Raw genomic sequence first — 18,705 nt, forward strand, 5'->3', positions numbered from 1 at the left:
CGAATTATGCACGGCCACCACGGTAGGCGCGGGATGCCGCAACAATCTTCTCCAAAGTCTGTGCAAAAGCACGCAATTCGTCCTCACCCACCGCGGCGCCCACCGCGTCCGACCACGCGTGTTGAGCATCTCGCAGAGCGGCTACGGTCTCGCGTCCCTTCGGGGTGGGCTCGAGGAGCTTCGCTCGCTTGTGGTTCGGATTCTCGATGTAGACGGCCCAGCCCTTGTCCACCAACAGGTTTGCGGTTCGTTGCACACTTTGCCGCGCCAAACCCAGACCGACGCGTCGCGCTATATCGGCCACCGAGAGCGGCTCGTCGAGAGTGGCCCCGAGAACCTGCCACCAGGCCGGCGTCAATCCTGTCGGTTCGGTGATGTCCTGTGCGGCAGCGAGGAATTCGCCGTTGAGCTCGAAGACCGGCAGGACCACCTCGGTGAGCGCGTCCCCCTCCGGCGTTCGTCGGCTCATGCGCCCGTCAGCTGGTCGTAGAATCTGCGCTCCCCCGTCGTGTAGAGCCCGTACCAAGCGTCGATGATGGGCTGCGGGAACACGTCCAGGCGCTCGAACACCAGCTTGGCGAACTCGATCGGTGCGGTCGCTCCCGCGGTGATGACGGTGCCGTCGGACACTGCCTTCTCCTCACGGTAATGCTCCGCTCCGCGGTATTTCGCAGCCTGAGTGAGGAATTCGGCGGCATTCGAGGTATGTGGCCGGCCGTCGAGCAGGCCGGTCCGAGCAAGCCCGTAGGTTGCCCCGCAGATTGCTGCGACCGGGGTGCCCGCTGCCACGAGTTCGGCGGCCAACTCCAAAGCTGCATCGTTGGCGGATTCCCACGTGCCGGCACCGGGCAGAATCAGCGCGTCGACGGACGGAAGATCGGCCAACGCAACGTCGGGGGTAATCCTCAGGCCGCCCATCGTCGTCACCGCCTCCCCCGAGTCCGATGCGACGAGCAACCGGTTGGCGTCGGGATTCTGCTCGCGGGCCATCGCGAGCCCGGCGATGAGGTAGCCGTACTCCCAATCGGCCATGGTGTCGGTGGCATACAGCGCAACGGTGATCACGGAACGGTCCTCACGTCGATTGACAGGATACTGTCAATCATTCGCTTTTGACAACAGGCTGTCAATCCCGGGGATCACTCGCGTTGCTTTTTCACGAGGTCCCACCTCGCGCAAGTAGATCCGGCAAGCAGCGTGATAGCGCTGATCGAACGCGTCGCCGGCCGCTTGTGCACCACCCAGCGCATCGGCGTCACGCGCAATTCCGCGCAACCTCGCGACATCGAAGGGCGTGTCGACGAAGATCGAGTAATCCCAATAGTCCGGTAGCGGTGGCCGATGCAAGAACGTTCCATCGACGACGAGAATTGCATCCGAGGGAACGTACTCAGGGGCGTCCTCGACCAATTCGTCAGACGCCAGATCGATCACTCGACGCCGAATACACCCACTCCCGTTCGGCCCAAGAGGATCCAACACATGGGAAATCAGCGCCCCGAAGTCGTATGCGTCTTCGTAGTAGCCCGCAGCAGATGCTCGACCCTGCCGATACCGATGGGCTCGCCGGTGATGAAAGCCGTCCATGGTGACATGCAAGGCAGATCGACCCTGCGCCACAACGGCTTCGGCCAGCCACCGAGCACACGTCGACTTTCCCGATGCCGTCACCCCATCGACCGCCACACGCACCGGATGACCCGGGTCGAGAGATACAAGATCGGACACCACATCGTCACCCAAGCTCATGAGTCGAGCGTAGGGCACCGAATCATCCTTTATAAACCAATTGGTTGACTACACAGCTCGAGGGGCATATCTTGGCTGTATTCGAGGAGGTGGGTGACCATGGACGACCGTATCGAGCAGCTCAATCGAACCTTTGCAGCGTTGGCGGACCCCACTCGGCGTGACATGGTTGCTCGGCTTGCGGGTGCCGACGCCAACGTCAGCGAACTGGCCGAGCCGTACGACATGAGTCTGCAGGCAGTCTCCAAGCACGTGAAGGTGCTCGAGGACGCCGGGCTGGTGACGCGCAGCAAAGACGCCCAGCGCAGACCGGTGCACTTGGATGCGGAGGTGTTCGGCCTTATGGCGAAGTGGATCGAGCGTTATCGCCAGGAGGCCGAGCAGCGCTACCGCCGACTCGACGACCTGCTGGATCACGTTGTAACACAAGACGACTCTCAGAAGGACGTGTCATGACCGAGCACGAAACCGAGATAGTAGCGGACGACAAAGTACCCACAATCGAGATCATCCGGCAATTCGACGCGTCGCCCGAGCAGGTGTTCCGCGCACACGTCGACCCCGATCTGTATCGGCAGTGGGTGGGCCCACGGTCGGTGACGACGCGAATCATCGCGTGGGACGCGCGAACCGGCGGTGCATGGTCGTTCGCGAACGACCGCGACGGCGAAGAGATCGCGTCGTTCTTCGGCAGCTTCCACGAGGTTCGCGCGAACGAGCGGATCGTGTGGACCTTCACCTACGAAGCCTATCCGGATTCGGTCGCCCTCGAGACAATGGCTTTCGAGGCCCGCGACGACGGCGGCACGCGATTGAGGGTGCTGAGTGTGCTGTCCGACTTCGCAACCCGAGACGGGATGCTCTCCAGCGGAATGGATGTCGGAGTCAGGGAGGGCTACGAGAAACTCGATGCACTGTTGACGGGACCGGCTGCACAGCATGCACGGGACGCCGCCGCGTTCACGGCGTTGGTCGAATCCGTTTCCGGGGACGCGTGGTCTCGGCCCAGTCCGGTACCGGAGTGGAACGCGCTGGGTGTCGTCGAACACCTCGTCGGTTGGTCACGGGGTTTCCTCGGCGGTGTCGAGGGTGTCGAGCTCACCGAACTCGACGTGGCGCGCGATCCTGCCGCCGCGTGGGCGCGACACGTCGCCGACATCCAAGCCATCCTCGACGCCCCCGCAGGCCGCATCCTGAGCAATCCGCACATCGGCGACATGCCGGTCGAAGACGCGATCGACCGGTTCTATACCGCCGATGTGTGGATGCACACCTGGGACTTGGCCAAAGCCCTGGGACGCGAACCCGATCTCGGCGAAGAGCGTTGCGCCGCAGCGCTGATCGCCATGAAACCGATGGACCGCGTGCTCCGCGAGAGCGGGCAGTTCGGCCCCGCCGTCGACGTCGACGACAACGCATCCGCCCAGGACAGGTTGATGGCCTTCATCGGACGCGACCCGTCCTGGTCACCCGAGAGTTAGGTACCCACAGCCTCGAGCTGCGGACGAATCTTGTTCAGCGAGAACTTGACCGACGCTTTCGATGGTGTATTGAATCCCACCACCGTCGCGTAGTCGACGACGGCAACTCCGCCGCCGGTCGCCGCGGGCAGGCTGGTGAACCCCGGAAGTTGTTCGAGGTCTTCGCGCGTGCCGCCGTTGGGGAGAATGACCACGAGGTCTGCGGTGAGAACGTCCAGCCGTTCGGGGCTCAGCACGATCCGGCCGTGAGAGATGTCGGGCGAGTTCACCAAATCCAGCGGGACGTCGAGTCCGATGCTGTCGAAGACCTTCGCGGCACCGTCCTCCGGGTCGGCGACGACCGCAAGCTGCTGACTGTCGAAAACGAACTGCGACAACACAGCCGACTTACCGTCGAGCTCCGGGTACTGCTGACGGATGCCATCGGTGACGGCATGCCCCTCGCCGATGATGCTCTGTGCATCGTCCTCGCGATCGAGCACCCGCCCGAGCGTCTCGATCTGCGATTCCCACGTCTCGACCTTCTCCGCCTTCGGAAATATCGTGGGCGCGACGTCGGACAAGCTCTTGTACGGCTCTATCGACGGTATCCCCGACAGCAGGATCAGGTCGGGCTGTAGCGCCGCGATCTGCTCGGTCGGCACCGAAGCCCCCATCTGATCGACGGCGGCCGAGTCGAGCATCTGGGCATCCGTATCCACTGCGGACTGCCAGGGGTAGAGCCCGCGTTCGTCGCCGTTCGATCCGGCGGAGACATACCCGACGGGTTGCACGTCGAATTCGAGCAGCGCGTCCACCCACTGCTGCCCGAATGCGACGATGCGCTGTGGCGTTCCCGTGATCTGCGTGGGTCCGGCGAGTGTGTCGACGGTGACGCTGCGGGTGTCGGAGCCGGCGTCGTCAGCGGTGTTGCTGCTGCACGATGCCAGCGTCAGGGCCGTGGCGACGGCAAAGGCGCACCCCAGGAAGGTCCTTGTCATCGGCAGAAATTAGCACAGCCTTGCCTTCCTGAGGTGAGCTACGTTCACATGTACTTGCGCAGCTCCATCTTCGCGATGGACATCTTGTGTACCTCGTCGGGACCGTCGGCGAGCCGCAGCGTCCGCACGTGTGCGTACATCATCGCCAGCGGGAAGTCGTTGCTGACTCCGCCTCCGCCGTGCACCTGAATGGCGCGGTCGATGATCTTCAGCGCCATCTCGGGCGCAGCAACCTTGATCGCTGCGATCTCGGTGCGCGCTTCCTTGTTTCCGACGGTGTCCATCAGGTACGCGGCCTTGAACGTGAGCAGCCGCGTCTTCTCGATCTCGATGCGCGCCTCGGCGATCCAGTCCTGGATGTTCGCACGCATGGCGACCGGCTTGCCGAAGGTCACCCGTGAAACCGCACGGCGACAAAGTAATTCGAGCGCCCGTTCCGCAACACCGATGGTCCGCATCGCGTGATGGATACGGCCGGGCCCCAGCCGAGCCTGACTGATGGCGAATCCCTCACCCGGCCCCTTCAGCACGTCCTTCGCCGGCACCCGCACGTCCTCGAAGAGAACCTCGGCGTGGCCCTCTCGGTCGACGTAGCCGAAGACGGGCAGGTTGCGCAGCACGGTGACGCCGGGCGCATCGATGGGCACGACGAGCATCGACTGCTGCCGGTGCGTTGCTGCCTCGGGATCGGTCTTGCCCATGACGATCAGAACCTTGCAGTTCTTGTGCATCGCGTTCGACGTCCACCATTTGCGCCCGTTCAGGATGAAGTCGTCGCCGTCGCGGTCCATCTTCATTGCGATGTTGGTGGCATCGGAACTGGCGACGTCGGGCTCGGTCATCGCGAAGGCCGAACGAATCTTACCGTCCAGCAACGGCTTCAGGTACTTCTCTTTGTGCTCGTCGGTACCGAAGAGGGTGAACACCTCCATGTTGCCCGTGTCGGGTGCGTTGCAGTTGCATGCCTCGGGGGCGAGCAGGCTGCGGCCCATGATCTCGGCCAGCGGAGCGTATTCGAGGTTGGTCAGGCCGGGGCCCCACTCGGGGTGCGGATGGAACAGATTCCACAGTCCACGCGAGCGCGCTTCCTTCTTCAGGTCCTCGAGAATCGGGGGATGGAAGTGCGGGTCACCGGCTTCGAGCATCTGTTGCTCGTACACCGCCTCCGCCGGATAGACGTGAGAGTCCATGAACTCCAACAGATCCGACTCGTACTTCTTTGCGCGGTCGCTGGTCTCGAAAAATGCCACGTTCAGTTCCCCTGTTGGTTGTCGAGCAAGCTGTCCTGGTAGCGGCGCATGCCGCGCAACCACCGGTCGTAATCGGCACCTTTGTTGCGGTACATGTCCAGTACGTTCTCGTGGGGCAGGATCAGGAACTGCCCCCGGTCCATCGCGTCGAGCACCACGTCGGCGACGTCGAGCGGCTCGAGCACAGCACCCGCGCTCAGTACCGCGGCAGTTGCGGCCGCTCCCAAGGCATCTCCCGATTCGCGGCCTTCGTAGAGCAATTTGGTGTTGACGCCCATCGGGCACAGGCAGCTGACGCGAATGCCTCGATTGCCGTAGGTGACGTTGAGCCACTCGGCGAACCCCACCGCAGCATGCTTGGTCGTCGCGTATGTGGCGGAACCGATCTGGGTGAGCAAGCCGGCTGCGGAGGCCGTACTGACGAAGTAGCCCTCACCACGTTCGAGCCAACCCGGCACCAACAGCTGCGCAGCGCGGATGTGTGCGCGCACGTTGACGTCGAAAGACAGGTCCCAGTCCTGTTCGCTGGCGTCGAGCCCGGGGGCACCGCTGATGCCGGCGTTGGCGAAATACAGATCGACCGGACCGAACGACTCTTCGGCGACCGCGATCAGCCGCTCGATATCCCCTATGTCCGACGCGTCGGCCGCGGCAGCGACGGCTGTGCCCGGCCGGTCCCGCTCGATGGCGTCGACCACGGATCGGGCCGTGGACTCGTCCACATCGGAGACGACGACGCGGGCTCCGTGTTCGGTGAGTCTGGCGGCGATGGCTCCGCCGATTCCGCCACCACCTCCGGTGACGATGGCGACCTTGCCTGCAACCTTCATTCCCCAGGTATAGTTGAAGTCAGATTCAAGTTCAACCCTGGTTGAATGAACTGCCAGCTCAGCGCCGGTGTGTCATGCCCTCGGCCGCGTCGGATCGGCGATCCAACCCGACCACGAGCCGGGATACAACGCCGCGTCGATGCCTGCCAACTCCAGTGCGAGAACCTGATGCGCGGCGGTCACGCCCGAGCCGCAGTAGACGGCGACGTCCTTACCCTTCGGTACGAGTCCACCGAATGCGCCATCGAGTACCTCCGGGGGCAGGAAGCGCCCGTCGGAATCGACATTGTCGGTCGTCGGCCTGTTGACCGCCCCGGGGATGTGGCCGGCCACAGGATCGACTGGCTCGACCTCGCCGCGGAATCGCTCGGGTGCGCGGGCGTCGAGCAGGACGTTCTCGCGTGCGAAGTCGAGCACGTCCCCGACTTCGAGGACCCGGGCCAGCGGCGGCCGCGCCGTGAACGATCCGGCCGCCACGATCGAGGGCTCGGTGCCGACGGAATAGCCCTCGTCGACCCATCGCGCGAACCCGCCGTCGAGGACGCGCACATCCCGGTGGCCGAAGTAGCGGAGCAACCACCAGGCCCGCGCAGCCGCAGTTGCCGGGCCCGCGTCGTAGACCACCACTGCGGAATCGTCGCCGACTCCGGCTCCTCGCATCGCCGCAACGAACGTATCCGCGTCGGGCAGCGGATGGCGACCACGATCGTCTGGCGGTGCCGCCAGTTCCGTACCGAGGTCGACGAATTGCGCGGTCGGGATGTGCCCCGCCTCGTAACCTGCTCTGTCGCTACCGTTTTGAAGGGTCCACCGAATGTCCAGGACCACTGGGCCGCGACCCATCTCGAACAGACCGTGCAATTCGGAAGCTGATATCAGCGGCGACTGGCTCATAATGTTTCGACGCTAACAGTCAGGGAGGGGGAATAGCTCGGACTCCGGCCAGGTTGTGCGCAGGCGTGACCGAAACTGCAACGACAACACCGCACCTGTCCACCGCTGGACTCTTCGAGCCGTTCGAGGTCAAGTCGCTGAAGCTGCGCAACCGCTTCGCCATGGCGCCGATGACGAGGGCGTTCTCGCCCGACGGCATCCCCGGCCCGGACGTGGCGGAGTACTACCGCAAACGGGCAGCAGGCGGCACCGGCCTCATCATCACCGAGGGCACGTATATCCCCGACCCCGCCGCAGGACCGCACACCCGCGTACCGAGGATCTACGGCGACGCCAGCCTCGACGGATGGAAGGGCGTCGTCGATGCAGTCCACGCCGAGGGCAGCGCGATCATCCCGCAGCTGTGGCACCTGGGAGTCGAGCGCGGCACCGAGCCACGCCTGTTCCCCGACGTCACCACCGTCAGCCCGTCCGGCATCGCTCTCGACGGCTCCTCGGTCGGTCGCGCCTTCACCGACGCCGATCTCGACGAACTGACCTCGCACTGGGTTCAGGCTGCCGTCAACGCGAAGAACACCGGCTTCGACGGCCTGGAACTGCACGGTGCTCACGGTTACCTTCTCGACGAATTCCTCTGGGCAACAACCAATGTGCGTGACGACGAATTCGGCGGATCTCTGGAGGCCCGCACCCGCTTCCCCGCACAGGTTGTCGCTGCGATCCGCGCCGCGGTGGGTGAGGACTTCGCGATCGTCTACCGCTTCTCGCAGTGGAAGAGCAACCACTTCGACGCTCGACTCGCAGAGAACCCGGCCGAACTCGATCGCGTCCTCACGCCGCTGGTCGAAGCAGGCGTGGACGTACTGCATGCTTCGACTCGTCGGCACTGGGATCCGGCATTCCCCGAACTGGACGGAGTGGACGGCAAGCTCGGTCTGGCCGGTTGGACGCGCAAGCTCACCGGCGTTCCGACCATCACTGTCGGCTCCGTGGGCCTCGATTCGGTGTTCACCTCGGCATGGTCGGAGGACGCGGCCTCCGGTGTGACGGGATTGGACGCGTTGGCCGGTCAGTTCCAGGACGGCGAGTTCGATCTGGTGGCCGTCGGACGGGCGCTGCTCTCCGATCCGGAGTGGGTGAACAAGGTCGGCGACGGCCGCGTCGACGAGCGCATCGAATTCACGCGCGACCACATTCGGAACCTGGTCTAGCGCTTACAGCTCCACCACGTCATCTCGCACCGGCACCATCGTTTTGGGCACGCGCCTAGAACGGTGGTGCTGTGTCGTCTTCCTCGTCGTTCGGCTCCGGCTGCGGTGTCGGTGTCGGGTTGTCCGGTGGGTCGGGGTAGGCGACGATGCCGGATCGTTTGGGTTTGGTGGGTATGTACGGCCGGAGGTCGTTCCCGATGATGGGTACGGCTGTTCCGTTGGCGGGCAGGGTGATTCGGGTGGTCTTCGAGGTGGAGGTCCATAGGATGGCACCACCGGGGAGCATGACCGCTTTCCAATAGCCGGCGGTCTTGACGCTGTGGTGGTATTCGCAGAGGCATTGGAGGTTGTTGACCGTCGTCCAGCCGCCGCCGAGGGGATTGGCGTGATCGAAGGCAATGATGTGGTCGAGTTGGCAGCGTTCGGCAGGTCTGTGGCAGCCGGGGAAGCGGCAGTGGCGGTCGCGTAGTCGTACGGCGGCGGTGGTGAGGGCGTCGGGTCGGTAGATCAGGGCTCGGTCGGTGAGGGGGTCGCGCCCGACGGACTTGCCGAGAGTGGGGTCGGCGGCGATGGCGGCTTCCAGAGCTGCGGCAAGGGATGCATTGCCGAGGTAAATGCCGGAGGAAGTCCGCTGTGCGGTACAGCCTGCGGGGCGCAGCGTCGGGTTGTTGGGGCGGAACGCCGAGGATAGATCGAGGGCAGAGCTGTGCCGTGTGCCCCTGCCGACGGGTGTGTGAGTACAGAACAGGGCTGCAGAGGACGCCAAGGCACTCCGACGTCGTTGCCGGTGCTGGGTCTCGTCGTATTCGGTCGGCTCAGGCGGTGTCGGGTCTGGCGTCGAATGCGATTCTGCTGCAACCGAACCCGAACCCCGGCCCGGCCCTGCGCCGGGATGCGGTCCTGGGTCCGGTAGCGACGGTGGCGGTACCGAAGGTGGCGGTATCGACGGTAGTGGCGCTGCTGTGTTCGTTGCGCTGCCCGCGCCGGTGCCGGTGCCAGTGCCAGTGCCAGTGCCAGTGCCAGTGCCAGTGCCAGTATCCGTCCGTGTTACTCGCGTATCCGGTTTCGCTGCATTCGGTTCCGCGTTGGGTTGTGTCGCGTCAGGCTCTGTCGCACTCGGGTCGGCTGTTGTTTCTGCCGAGCGTTGTTCCCATTCCCCGGTTTCCGGGTTCTGCACTGCCAGTCCGAGTGTCTCGGCGAGGGTCACCGCCTCGGTGAGCAGGATCTGCCAGTGACTGTTGCGCGCCAACTCCCGCGCCAGATCAGGATCGATGGATCCGTGCCCGGCCAGGTACGCCGGGTTCGCCAGCAGTCCGATCAGCGTCGCGATATCGACGGCGACCATCGTCAACGGCACCCGACGATCCGGCAGCTCTGCATCTTTCTTCGGGCAGTCCGCTCGTTGACACAGGCATACCAGCCGGGGTTCACCGTGCATCCGCGCCATGAAGGCGTCACACAGCCGATCCTGTTTTCCGCGTGGGTCTTTCGAGCAGAGCGTGTCGGCCATTTCCTCCAGGAGCTGCCATGCGGCCGCGGCTTCGGGGGCGGTCAATTCTGCTCGGATCCGGGCCAATTCCCCAGCTGGTGCGTAGGAAACATTGCGGAACTTCTTCGCGAACTCCCGCAACGCTGCCGCTTCCTCCGGTGCCACCCGCAGCAGAATGTCCCAGATCTCCTTCTCCAGCGGCCCCGGTGACGACCGTCGGGCTGCTTCGACGATCTCGTCCTCGACCGACTTCACGATGTCGTCGGAGAGGTTGTCGAGGATCCGGCACACCACCCTCACTCGCGGGAGGTCGATCTCCCCAGCCTCGAATGCCTTCTTCACCAGCGGCAGTCGAGTGTGCAGGGCGACCCCGACCGAGACATACGCCTCGGCGACCGTCGCCGAACACCCCAACGCCACCGCCATCTCGGTGCGCCCATACCGGCTGTAGTGCTTGTGCTTGGTGTCGAGAGTGATCCAGCTCCGATGGACGTAGTAGCACGCGGAAATCTTGCGAGCCGCCAGCCGATTCTCTTCTCGCGCAGCGGCGGTCAACGCATCCAACGAGACTGTCGGTATCGCCATCTCTTCACCCCCCAGTGAATCGAAACAAGAACGCATGTTCGAACTGCAAGAAGAGTATCCCGACCCACCGACAAGAACGCCGGACCCGTCGAACCCCAGGTCGTCGGACCGACGCGGCGATGATCGCGCACCCGAGCCACATCCCCCGAATACTCGACAACGCCTATCCTCGGTACGTGCCCACCCTCTACACTTCACCGACGAGTACCACGTGACCGGTTCGGCAGTGGCGTGGCTGGAGAAGTTCCAGATCCCGCTGTACCTATTGGCGTTGGCCGTCGGAGTTGTTGTCGGGTTGGCGGCACCGGCATCGGCTCCCGCATTCGAAATCGCCATCAATCCGGTGCTGATCGTCTTGCTCTACGCGACGTTCCTCGCAGTTCCGTTCTCCGCCATCGGTGTATCGCTGCGCGACACGAATTTCTTGCTCAGCGTCGTGGTGCTCAATTTCGTGCTCGTTCCGATCGTCGTGTTCGCACTGACCCGGTTCGTTGCGAGTAACGAAGCGGTGCTCGTCGGGATACTTCTGGTGCTGTTGGCTCCGTGCATCGACTACGTCATCGTTTTCAGCGGGTTGGCCGGGGCGGCATCGGAACGACTTCTCGCCGCTGCTCCGTTGCTGATGCTGCTGCAGATCGCGTTCTTGCCGCTGTATCTCTGGTTGTTCGTCGGACCCGACCTGGTGAAGATCATCGACGTCGCACCGTTCGTCGAGGCGTTCGTCCTACTGATCGCGCTGCCACTGACATCGGCTGCGGCAACGCAGTGGTTGGCACGACGCACACGCCTCGGCACTCGCATCATGGACGCCATGGCAGCGGCGATGGTGCCGATCATGATGGCGACCCTCGCAGTCGTCGTCGCATCTCAGGTCGACGCAGTCCGCAGCGAGGCATCTCAGCTGATCGCAGCAGTGCCGATCTTCGTCGCGTTTCTGGTCGTCATGGCCGTCGTCGGACTCGCGACGTCTCGGATCACCCGCCAGGACGTGCCCGCGACCCGGGCTTTGATCTTCTCCGGGGCGACCCGGAACTCGCTGGTGGTGCTGCCTCTCGCGCTCGCGCTGCCGCCGGCTCTTTCCCTCGCCGCAGTGGTCGTGGTTACGCAGACGTTGGTGGAGCTGATCGGCATGATCGCGTACGTCAGGATCGTTCCTCGCCTCGCACCGGCGACCTAGACTCCGAACATGACCGAACGCACGCCATCCGACCTGACCGCGCTACGTGCACGGGCTGCGGGCGGTGACCAGGACGCGATCGACGAATTGGTGGAGCAGGGCACCGTCGACGACCTGCGTTCACTTGCCGCAGCCGGCAACAGCGACGCCGTCGACATGCTCGTCGAACGCGCCGGAGAGCGCGAGGACCGCGACGAACTGCAGCGGCTGGCAGCCGCCGGAAGCCAGGATGCCGCAGACATTCTCGAAGAACTGGACGGCTAGATCGGATCGGGACGGGTGCCCACCTGCAGGGTGAGCCGATGCGCGGCGTCGAGCAGCATCTTTCCCAACTCCCGACGTCTGTCCTCTCGAAACCTCGTTTCCACACCGGTCAGACTCAACGCCCATGCCGGCCTGCGGCCGCGGTCGAACACCGCTGCTCCCAGTCCCCAGCTGCCTTCCACGAGCAACGCCGGGTTGACGGCGTAGCCCGAGGACCGCGTCAGCTCGATCCGGTGGCGAATGGCCGTTTCCGAATGATCGGCTCCCCACTCGGGCACCAGATCGACTCCGTCGAGGTAGTCGTCGACCTCGCGGTCCGGGAGATGAGCGAGAACGGCCAAGCCTGCGGAGGCCACACCCAGCGGTAGTCGGATGCCCTCGTACAGCACATGCGACCGTAGCGGGAAGCTGCCCTCCACCCGAAGCAGACACACCGTCTCGCCACCTCGACGCGCGGACAGGAACGCGCTCTCGCCGCTCCGCATTGCCAAGTCCTGCACGATATCTCGGGCCTGATCGGTGACGTCGTAGCGCAATGCGGCCATGGAACCGAGGAGATAGATTTCCGGTCCCAGTGCCCACCGTCCGGTCGCCGTATCGCGGTCGACGAATCCTTCGTCGGCCAGTTCCGTCAACAGCCGATGCGCCGTCGGGCGCGCAACGCCAGCAGACCTCGCCAACTCGGTGGTCGAGGTACCGGCCGCCTCCGCCGCACTGGCGGCACGCAGCAGAGCACACACTTTGGCGATGACGCCTGCGTTGGCATCGAGTACGGTCACCGCACCACTGTACGTCCGCTGAGTGAACGCCAACGCACTTCATGTTCGACAATCGAGCAAAATTTCTCAAACCAGCCACGTTGCCCGCTGGTCGAGTTCACTGGACCCATCGTTTGCTCAACGAACACATCAGGAGTTCACGTGACAGGAAAGACCTACGACTCCGCAGCCGACGCGGTGGCGGACATCGGTAGAGGAGCGACCATCGCGGTCGGCGGCTTCGGCCTGTGCGGCATCCCCGATGCCCTCATCGAGGCCATCGCTGACACCGACGCGGACGAATTGGAGGTGTTCTCCAACAACTGCGGCATCGACGGCTACGGATTGGGAATCCTGTTGGCAGCCGGACGTATTCGCCGCGTCACTGCGTCGTACGTCGGCGAGAACAAGGAGTTCGCCCGGCAGTACCTCGCCGGCGAACTCGAAGTGGAGCTGACACCGCAGGGCACGCTCGCCGAACGTCTCCGCGCCGGTGGCACCGGCATACCCGCTTTCTTCACCCCCGCCGGGGTCGGCAGCCCCATCGCCGACGGCGGAATGCCGTGGCGCTACAACGTCGACGGTTCCGTCTCGATCGAGTCACCACCCAAGGAAACACGGGTGTTCGGCAACAAACGCTACGTGCTAGAGGAGGCGATCAACGCCGACTTCGCTCTCGTGCACGCCGAGATCGGCGACACCGCAGGCAATCTCGTTTTCGACAAGACAGCGATGAACTTCAATCCGCTGGCAGCGATGGCGGGCAGGATCACCATCGCTCAGGTGGAGAAACTCGTCGAGCCCGGCGAAATCGACCCGGCCCAGGTGCATCTTCCCGGGGTGTTCGTCCAACGTGTCGTACATACCGGTCCACAGGACAAGCGCATCGAAAAGCGCACCGTCAGTTCAGGAGTTCGAGCATGACCGCAGGATGGACCCGAGACCGGATGGCCGAGCGTGCGGCGGCCGAGATGGTCGACGGCGAATACGTCAACCTCGGCATCGGCTTGCCGACGCTGATCCCGGGCTACCTCACCGACGAGGTGAACGTCACTCTGCATTCGGAGAACGGCATCCTCGGCACCGGCCCCTACCCCACCGAGGACGAGGTCGACGCCAACCTCATCAATGCCGGAAAGGAGACCGTCACCGTCAATCCCGGTGCGTCGTACTTCGATTCGTCGCTGAGCTTCGGCATGATCCGAGGCGGCCACATCGACACAGCCGTTCTCGGCGGCATGCAGGTCTCCCGAAACGGCGACCTCGCCAACTGGATGGTCCCCGGCAAGATGGTCAAGGGCATGGGCGGCGCGATGGACCTGGTGCACGGGGCTCGACGCGTCATCGTGGTCATGGAACACACAGACCGCGACGGCAATCCGAAGATCCTCGACGCGTGCACCCTGCCGCTGACCGGCCAGGGCGTCGTCGACCGCATCATCACAAACCTGGCCGTCATCGATGTCGTCGGCGACGGCACGCTCGAGCTCGTGGAACTGGCACCTGGCGTGACCACCGAACAGGTCATCGCCGCCACCGGATCAACCCTGAAGCACTGACAGCCGTTCGAACAGCACTGTGGGCCCGAACGTCCGAAGACGTTCGGGCCCACAGTGTTACGTTCTAGTCTGGAATCATGTCGAACGTGTCCGGATTCGGACCGTTCCGGCCTTCCTCGCCCTTGTCGAGTGCAGTGATCGCATCGACGTCGGCCGAGCTCAGCTCGAAGTCGAAGATGTCGAAGTTGGCCTTCACGCGCTCCGGAGTCACCGACTTCGGGAAAATGATGTTGCCACGCTGAATGTGCCAGCGCAGCACCACCTGTGCGACGGATTTGCCTGCGGCGTCGGCGATTCGCTTCAGTTCCGCGTCGTCGAGAACGTTGCCCTGAGCGATCGGCGACCACGCCTCGGTGGGGATGGCATGTTCGCGGCCGTAGGCCCACACGTCGTGGTTGACGAAGTACGGGTGCACCTCGATCTGGTTCACCGCGGGGACCGTCTCGGTCTCTTCGGCGAGGCGATCGAGGTGAGCGGGCTGGAAGTTCGAGACGCCGATGTTGCGGGCCCGGCCGTCGGCCGCGAACTCCTCCAACGTCTTCCACGTGGAGACGAAGTCGCCGTCGTACCGGGTGGGCAGCGGCCAGTGGATGAGGAAGAGATCGACGTAGTCGGTCCCGAGGTCGCTGAGCGTCTTGTCGAACGCCGAGCGCGCGTCGTCGGGCCGGTGGAAACCGTTGTTGAGCTTGCTGGTGACGAACACCGATTCGCGGTCGATGCCGGAGTTACGAATGCCCTCGCCGACCTGCTTCTCGTTGCCGTACATCTGCGCGGTGTCGATGTGTCGGTAGCCGATCTCGAGCGCCGTTTCGACGGCCTTCGCGGTCTCGTCGGCGTCGATCTGAAAGACGCCGAAACCGAGCTGGGGAATCTGCTTGCCGTTTCTGAGCGTGACGTTGGGTACCTGAGTCATATCGCCGGGGTGCCCGCCCACTGTGGCCTTCAAACCGGGTGGAACAATGCCATCGTGATAGTGCAGCGCATCCGGCGCGTCGTAGACGGAGTTGCCGAGAAATTCGGTCGGTCCACCTCTGCTCTGACAGCTCCCGAGCGCAGTTTCGATCCGGGGCACCCATGGTTCCTGACCGCGCCCGAGCGAGGCAACGACGACACCCGAATTTCGGCCTGGACCGAGGGCAATCGCGTCGAGAACCTCGTGCACGGCAAGACTTACTTCGCGGCACTCGCACGGGCCCTCGAGCAGACCGAGCGCGACGATCTGGTGCTCTTCACCGATTGGCGCGGGGACCCGGAGCAGCTGCTCACCGACGACGGCGTGACCGTCGAGGATGCGCTGGCCGCCGTCGCGCACCGCGGTGGCGTCGTCAAGGGCATGGTGTGGCGCTCCCACATGGAGACCCTCGGATTCACCGGTCCGAAGAACCGCAAGCTCGCGCTGCGGCTGGAGGAGGCGGGCGGCGAGGTCATTCTGGACCAGCGCGTGCTGGTGACCGGAAGCCACCATCAGAAGTTCGTGGTCGTGCGGTACGGCAGGAAAGATCTGCCCGACGTCGCTTTCGTGGGCGGTATCGATCTTGCCCGTGCTCGACGCGACGACGCCGATCACTTCGGCGATCCCGTCTCGCGCCCCTTCCCGCCCGAGTACGGCGAGATTCCGGCGTGGCACGACGTGCAGGTGCAGATCGAGGGGCCCGCAGTCCGGGATGTGGAGGACGTCTTCCGCGAACGGTGGGAAGATCCCGCGGCGCTCTCGCGTCTACCGTGGCACGCCATTCCCGATTTCCTGCGCGGAGTCACGCGTGAACCGTCGGAGTTGCCACCCGCTGCCGCCGCCCCGGAGCCGCAGGGCACGTGCTCGGTTCAGCTGCTGCGTACCTACCCGCGTCGACGCCCCGCCTACCCGTTCGCGACGAGAGGCGAGCGCAGCGCGGCCCGTGCGTACGCCAAAGCCCTCGACCGTGCCACCGAGCTGATCTACATCGAGGACCAATATCTGTGGTCCGTCGACGTCGCGCGCGTGTTCGCCGCGGCACTGCGCCGCAAGCCGAACCTGCGGCTGGTGGTGGTGGTCCCCAAGCACCTCGACGACGACAGCAACTTGACCATTCCTTCTGCGCTGCTGGGACACTCGGCGGCGCTCGGGGTCATCCGCGCGGCCGGCGGTGACCGCGTGCTGGTACTCGACATCGAAAACGACCGTGGCATACCGGTATACGTGCACTCGAAGGTCTGCATCATCGACGACGTGTGGGCGGCAGTGGGGTCGGACAACTTCAATCGCCGCTCCTGGACCCATGATTCGGAGCTGACCGCGGCCATCGTCGACGAGCAGCGCGACGATCGGGCACCGCTCGACCCAGCAGGCCTCGGCGACGGTGCCAGAACCCACGCGCGCAACCTGAGACTCGAACTGATCCGCGAACACCTCGGGCGGGCCGACGGCGACGACGCCGACCTCGTCGACCCGCAGCAGTTCTTCGACGTGGTCTCGGCGAGCGCGACGGCCCTGGACAACTGGCACCGCAACCCGTCCGCGAAGCCCCGGCCCGTCGGCCGACTGCGAATGCACGAGATCACGGTGCCGCCCGTCTGGCAGCAGCGACTTGCCGCACTCGCCTACCGGTTGTTCGTCGACCCCGACGGACGCCCCATCGGGATGCGCCTGCGTCGTCGATTCTGAGTCCACGTTTTCGAGTTGTAGCTGTTTCGGACCTGACATATCGGGCATTCGCTCACGATGTCCACCTCCTCTCGCGCACCGAGCGCGCTCGTCTTCGCGCCGTCCCCACTACTGACGGTGACCCTCGACGCTGCCCCCAACGGCAGTACCGAACTGCACGTGCACGCGGGCGGTCAGGGTCACTGGATCGCCAGGATGGCGTCGGTGCTCGGTCTCGACGTCACTCTCGCCGGGGTGTTCGGCGGCGAGATCGGTGCCGTATTGCGGGGCATCGTCGAGAGCGAGGGCATCTCCGTCGTCTCCGTCGACATCGGCCAGGAAAGCGGCTCCTACGTGCACGATCGTCGCAGCGGGGAGCGCGAGGTACTGGCCACGGTCGATCCGCCGCCGCTGGCCAGGCACGCGCTCGACGACCTGTTCGGCGCGGCACTGGCCACCGGTGCCCGCAGCGACGTGGCAATTCTCGGCGGTCCGCACGCCGACAACATCGTGCCTGCGGAGGTGTACGAGCGGCTGTGTGCCGACCTGCGCGCACTCGAGGTCCCGGTGGTCGCCGACCTGTCCGGACCGACGATGCTGGCCGCCCTCGCCGGCGGCCTCACGGTGCTCAAGGTCAGCCACGAGGACCTCATTGCCGACGGCGGAGCCGAGTCCGAGGACCCGAAGCACCTGATCGATGCGATGCGAAAGATGCACGACGACGGTGCCGAGGTGGTTGTGATCTCCCGAGCGGGAGACCCCGCCCTGGCGTTGGTCGACGGAGACGTGCTGGAGATCGTCACCCCGGGTCTACAGATGGTCGACCATCACGGCGCAGGCGATTCGATGAGCGCCGGGATCGCCGCCGGAATCGCCCAGGGAATGTCGATGCCGGAGGCGCTCCGCCTGGGCGGCGGCGCGGGCACCGCCAACGTCACCCGCCGCGGCCTCGGTAGCGGCCGAAAAGACCTGGTTCTCGGGCTCACCGAATCGGTCGACGTGCGTCCGTACGGCAAGGCGGGCAAGAAATGAGAGCCCTGATCACCAACGACGACGGTGTGGACAGCGCAGGCATCGCGCTGCTGGCGCGGGTCGCGCTCGACGCCGGCCTCGACGTCGTGGTGGCCGCTCCCCACGAGGAACGCAGCGGTGCCAGTGCATCGTTGACGGGGATGGGCGTCGACGATCACCTGGGTATCGGGCGAACCGAGATCGAGGGGTTGCGCGGTGTCGAAGTGTATGCGGTACAGGCCTCACCGGCCCTCATCGCGTTCGTCGCCACTCGAGGTGCGTTCGGCGATCCACCCGACGTCGTCCTCTCCGGCATCAATCACGGCCCCAATACCGGTGCAGCCGTACTGCATTCGGGCACGGTGGGCGCGGCGCTGACCGCATTGACGCACGGGGTTCCCGCCATGGCGCTGTCGTCGCTCGCCACCCGGCCGTCGCACTGGGACACCGCCGAACACGTCGCGCATTTGGCGGTGACATGGATGATCTCGCATCTGACCGTCGATGCGGTGGTCAACGTCAACATTCCCGACGTTGCACGGTCGGACTTCGCCGGGATCGTTCCGGCCTCGCTGGCCCGATACGGCGCGGTGCAGGCCGAAATAGGCGATCGCGGAGAAGATTTCGTCACCGTCCGGTTCGACGAGATCCACGCCGAGGACGACGACTCCGACGCCTCCCTACTGGCACGGAACTGGGCGACCGTCACCGCGCTGCGTCCCCCGAGCGAGGTGGACAGTATCGATCTGTCGACGCTGCGTGAGTGAGCTCGGTGCGGTGGACCCGAATGTGTCGGTGCCCTCGGGCACACTGGGAACCATCACCGCACATGCCACGGACCTAGGGG

20 protein-coding genes are annotated in these 18,705 nt (G+C 64.8%); 10 read left to right on the forward strand and 10 right to left on the reverse strand.

Annotated features, from left to right (window positions below; translation table 11 throughout):
* Positions 1-4: 4 nt before the first annotated feature.
* From CH266_RS09950 to CH266_RS09960, 3 genes are read right to left on the reverse strand one after another with little or no spacing between them, the layout of a single operon-like run.
* Complete coding sequence (locus tag CH266_RS09950) at positions 5-469, reverse strand: MarR family winged helix-turn-helix transcriptional regulator (protein WP_032369360.1); 465 nt, start codon at positions 467-469, stop codon at positions 5-7.
* Entirely contained in the window at positions 466-1,065 is a 600-nt protein-coding gene (locus tag CH266_RS09955) for a DJ-1/PfpI family protein (protein ID WP_094715187.1), read from the reverse strand. Before CH266_RS09955 ends, CH266_RS09950 begins: the two co-directional genes overlap by 4 nt.
* Before the next feature lie 33 nt (positions 1,066-1,098).
* Positions 1,099-1,749 carry a hypothetical protein gene (locus tag CH266_RS09960; protein ID WP_032364506.1) on the reverse strand — a complete coding sequence of 217 codons (651 nt, stop codon included), beginning with the start codon at positions 1,747-1,749 and terminating at the stop codon, positions 1,099-1,101.
* Positions 1,750-1,848: 99 nt separating this feature from the next.
* Here CH266_RS09960 and CH266_RS09965 point away from each other — a divergent pair, with 99 nt between their 5' ends.
* Together CH266_RS09965 and CH266_RS26040 are read left to right on the forward strand one after the other, a co-directional pair.
* Positions 1,849-2,205, forward strand: a complete 357-nt coding sequence (locus CH266_RS09965) for an ArsR/SmtB family transcription factor (protein ID WP_032364507.1) — start codon at positions 1,849-1,851, stop codon at positions 2,203-2,205.
* Complete coding sequence (locus CH266_RS26040) at positions 2,202-3,230, forward strand: TIGR03086 family metal-binding protein (protein WP_094715188.1); 1,029 nt, start codon at positions 2,202-2,204, stop codon at positions 3,228-3,230. Before CH266_RS09965 ends, CH266_RS26040 begins: the two co-directional genes overlap by 4 nt.
* Here CH266_RS26040 and CH266_RS09975 read toward each other — a convergent pair.
* From CH266_RS09975 to CH266_RS09990, 4 genes are all read right to left on the reverse strand, one after another.
* Positions 3,227-4,210: an ABC transporter substrate-binding protein gene (locus tag CH266_RS09975; protein WP_094715189.1), complete on the reverse strand. Its 984-nt coding sequence runs from the start codon at positions 4,208-4,210 to the stop codon at positions 3,227-3,229. The genes CH266_RS26040 and CH266_RS09975 overlap by 4 nt on opposite strands.
* Positions 4,211-4,254: 44 nt before the next feature.
* Positions 4,255-5,400: an acyl-CoA dehydrogenase family protein gene (locus CH266_RS09980; protein ID WP_239536539.1), complete on the reverse strand. Its 1,146-nt coding sequence runs from the start codon at positions 5,398-5,400 to the stop codon at positions 4,255-4,257.
* Between the two features lie 62 nt (positions 5,401-5,462).
* Entirely contained in the window at positions 5,463-6,290 is an 828-nt protein-coding gene (locus tag CH266_RS09985; RefSeq protein WP_094715190.1) for an SDR family oxidoreductase, read from the reverse strand.
* A 72-nt stretch (positions 6,291-6,362) separates the two neighbouring features.
* Complete coding sequence (locus tag CH266_RS09990; protein ID WP_094715191.1) at positions 6,363-7,184, reverse strand: sulfurtransferase; 822 nt, start codon at positions 7,182-7,184, stop codon at positions 6,363-6,365.
* Positions 7,185-7,249: 65 nt separating this feature from the next.
* Here CH266_RS09990 and CH266_RS09995 point away from each other — a divergent pair, with 65 nt between their 5' ends.
* Positions 7,250-8,395 (forward strand): NADH:flavin oxidoreductase, encoded by a 1,146-nt coding sequence (locus CH266_RS09995; protein WP_176457048.1) that lies wholly within the window; start codon positions 7,250-7,252, stop codon positions 8,393-8,395.
* Positions 8,396-8,450: 55 nt separating this feature from the next.
* Here CH266_RS09995 and CH266_RS10000 read toward each other — a convergent pair whose 3' ends face one another.
* The gene (locus CH266_RS10000; protein WP_176457049.1) at positions 8,451-10,469 is read right to left on the reverse strand and encodes an HNH endonuclease signature motif containing protein; all 2,019 of its coding nucleotides are present in this window, start codon (positions 10,467-10,469) and stop codon (positions 8,451-8,453) included.
* Positions 10,470-10,680: 211 nt separating this feature from the next.
* Here CH266_RS10000 and CH266_RS10005 point away from each other — a divergent pair, with 211 nt between their 5' ends.
* Positions 10,681-11,646 (forward strand): arsenic resistance protein, encoded by a 966-nt coding sequence (locus tag CH266_RS10005; RefSeq protein ID WP_176457050.1) that lies wholly within the window; start codon positions 10,681-10,683, stop codon positions 11,644-11,646.
* 9 nt (positions 11,647-11,655) lie between these two features.
* Positions 11,656-11,910 carry a hypothetical protein gene (locus CH266_RS10010; protein WP_094715193.1) on the forward strand — a complete coding sequence of 85 codons (255 nt, stop codon included), beginning with the start codon at positions 11,656-11,658 and terminating at the stop codon, positions 11,908-11,910.
* On the opposite strand, the gene CH266_RS10015 is transcribed toward CH266_RS10010, so the two are convergent.
* Entirely contained in the window at positions 11,907-12,689 is a 783-nt protein-coding gene (locus tag CH266_RS10015) for an IclR family transcriptional regulator (protein ID WP_032373878.1), read from the reverse strand. The two genes, CH266_RS10010 and CH266_RS10015, sit on opposite strands and share 4 nt — an antisense overlap.
* 141 nt (positions 12,690-12,830) lie before the next feature.
* Here CH266_RS10015 and CH266_RS10020 point away from each other — a divergent pair, with 141 nt between their 5' ends.
* A complete protein-coding gene (locus CH266_RS10020; RefSeq protein ID WP_032391321.1) occupies positions 12,831-13,592 on the forward strand; it encodes a CoA transferase subunit A in 762 nt (253 codons plus the stop codon).
* On the forward strand, positions 13,589-14,227 hold the full coding sequence (locus CH266_RS10025; protein WP_094715194.1) for a 3-oxoacid CoA-transferase subunit B: 639 nt from the start codon (positions 13,589-13,591) through the stop codon (positions 14,225-14,227). Before CH266_RS10020 ends, CH266_RS10025 begins: the two co-directional genes overlap by 4 nt.
* A 64-nt stretch (positions 14,228-14,291) precedes the next feature.
* Here the strand turns inward: CH266_RS10025 and CH266_RS10030 are convergent, their stop codons facing one another.
* Positions 14,292-15,140, reverse strand: a complete 849-nt coding sequence (locus CH266_RS10030; RefSeq protein ID WP_032364727.1) for an aldo/keto reductase — start codon at positions 15,138-15,140, stop codon at positions 14,292-14,294.
* Positions 15,141-15,194: 54 nt separating this feature from the next.
* On the opposite strand from CH266_RS10030, the gene CH266_RS10035 reads away from it, so the two are divergent.
* From CH266_RS10035 to surE, 3 genes are read left to right on the forward strand one after another with little or no spacing between them, the layout of a single operon-like run.
* Positions 15,195-16,868, forward strand: coding sequence for a phospholipase D family protein (locus CH266_RS10035; protein ID WP_094715252.1), 1,674 nt, complete (start codon positions 15,195-15,197; stop codon positions 16,866-16,868).
* A gap of 57 nt (positions 16,869-16,925) precedes the next feature.
* Positions 16,926-17,879, forward strand: a complete 954-nt coding sequence (locus CH266_RS10040; RefSeq protein ID WP_094715195.1) for a 1-phosphofructokinase family hexose kinase — start codon at positions 16,926-16,928, stop codon at positions 17,877-17,879.
* Positions 17,876-18,625, forward strand: a complete 750-nt coding sequence (gene surE / locus CH266_RS10045; protein ID WP_032369346.1) for a 5'/3'-nucleotidase SurE — start codon at positions 17,876-17,878, stop codon at positions 18,623-18,625. Before CH266_RS10040 ends, surE begins: the two co-directional genes overlap by 4 nt.
* Positions 18,626-18,705 lie beyond the last annotated feature (80 nt).

The sequence above is a fragment of the Rhodococcus sp. 06-1474-1B genome, assembly GCF_002258885.1.
In the GTDB taxonomy this organism is placed as follows: Bacteria; Actinomycetota; Actinomycetes; order Mycobacteriales; family Mycobacteriaceae; genus Rhodococcoides; species Rhodococcoides fascians.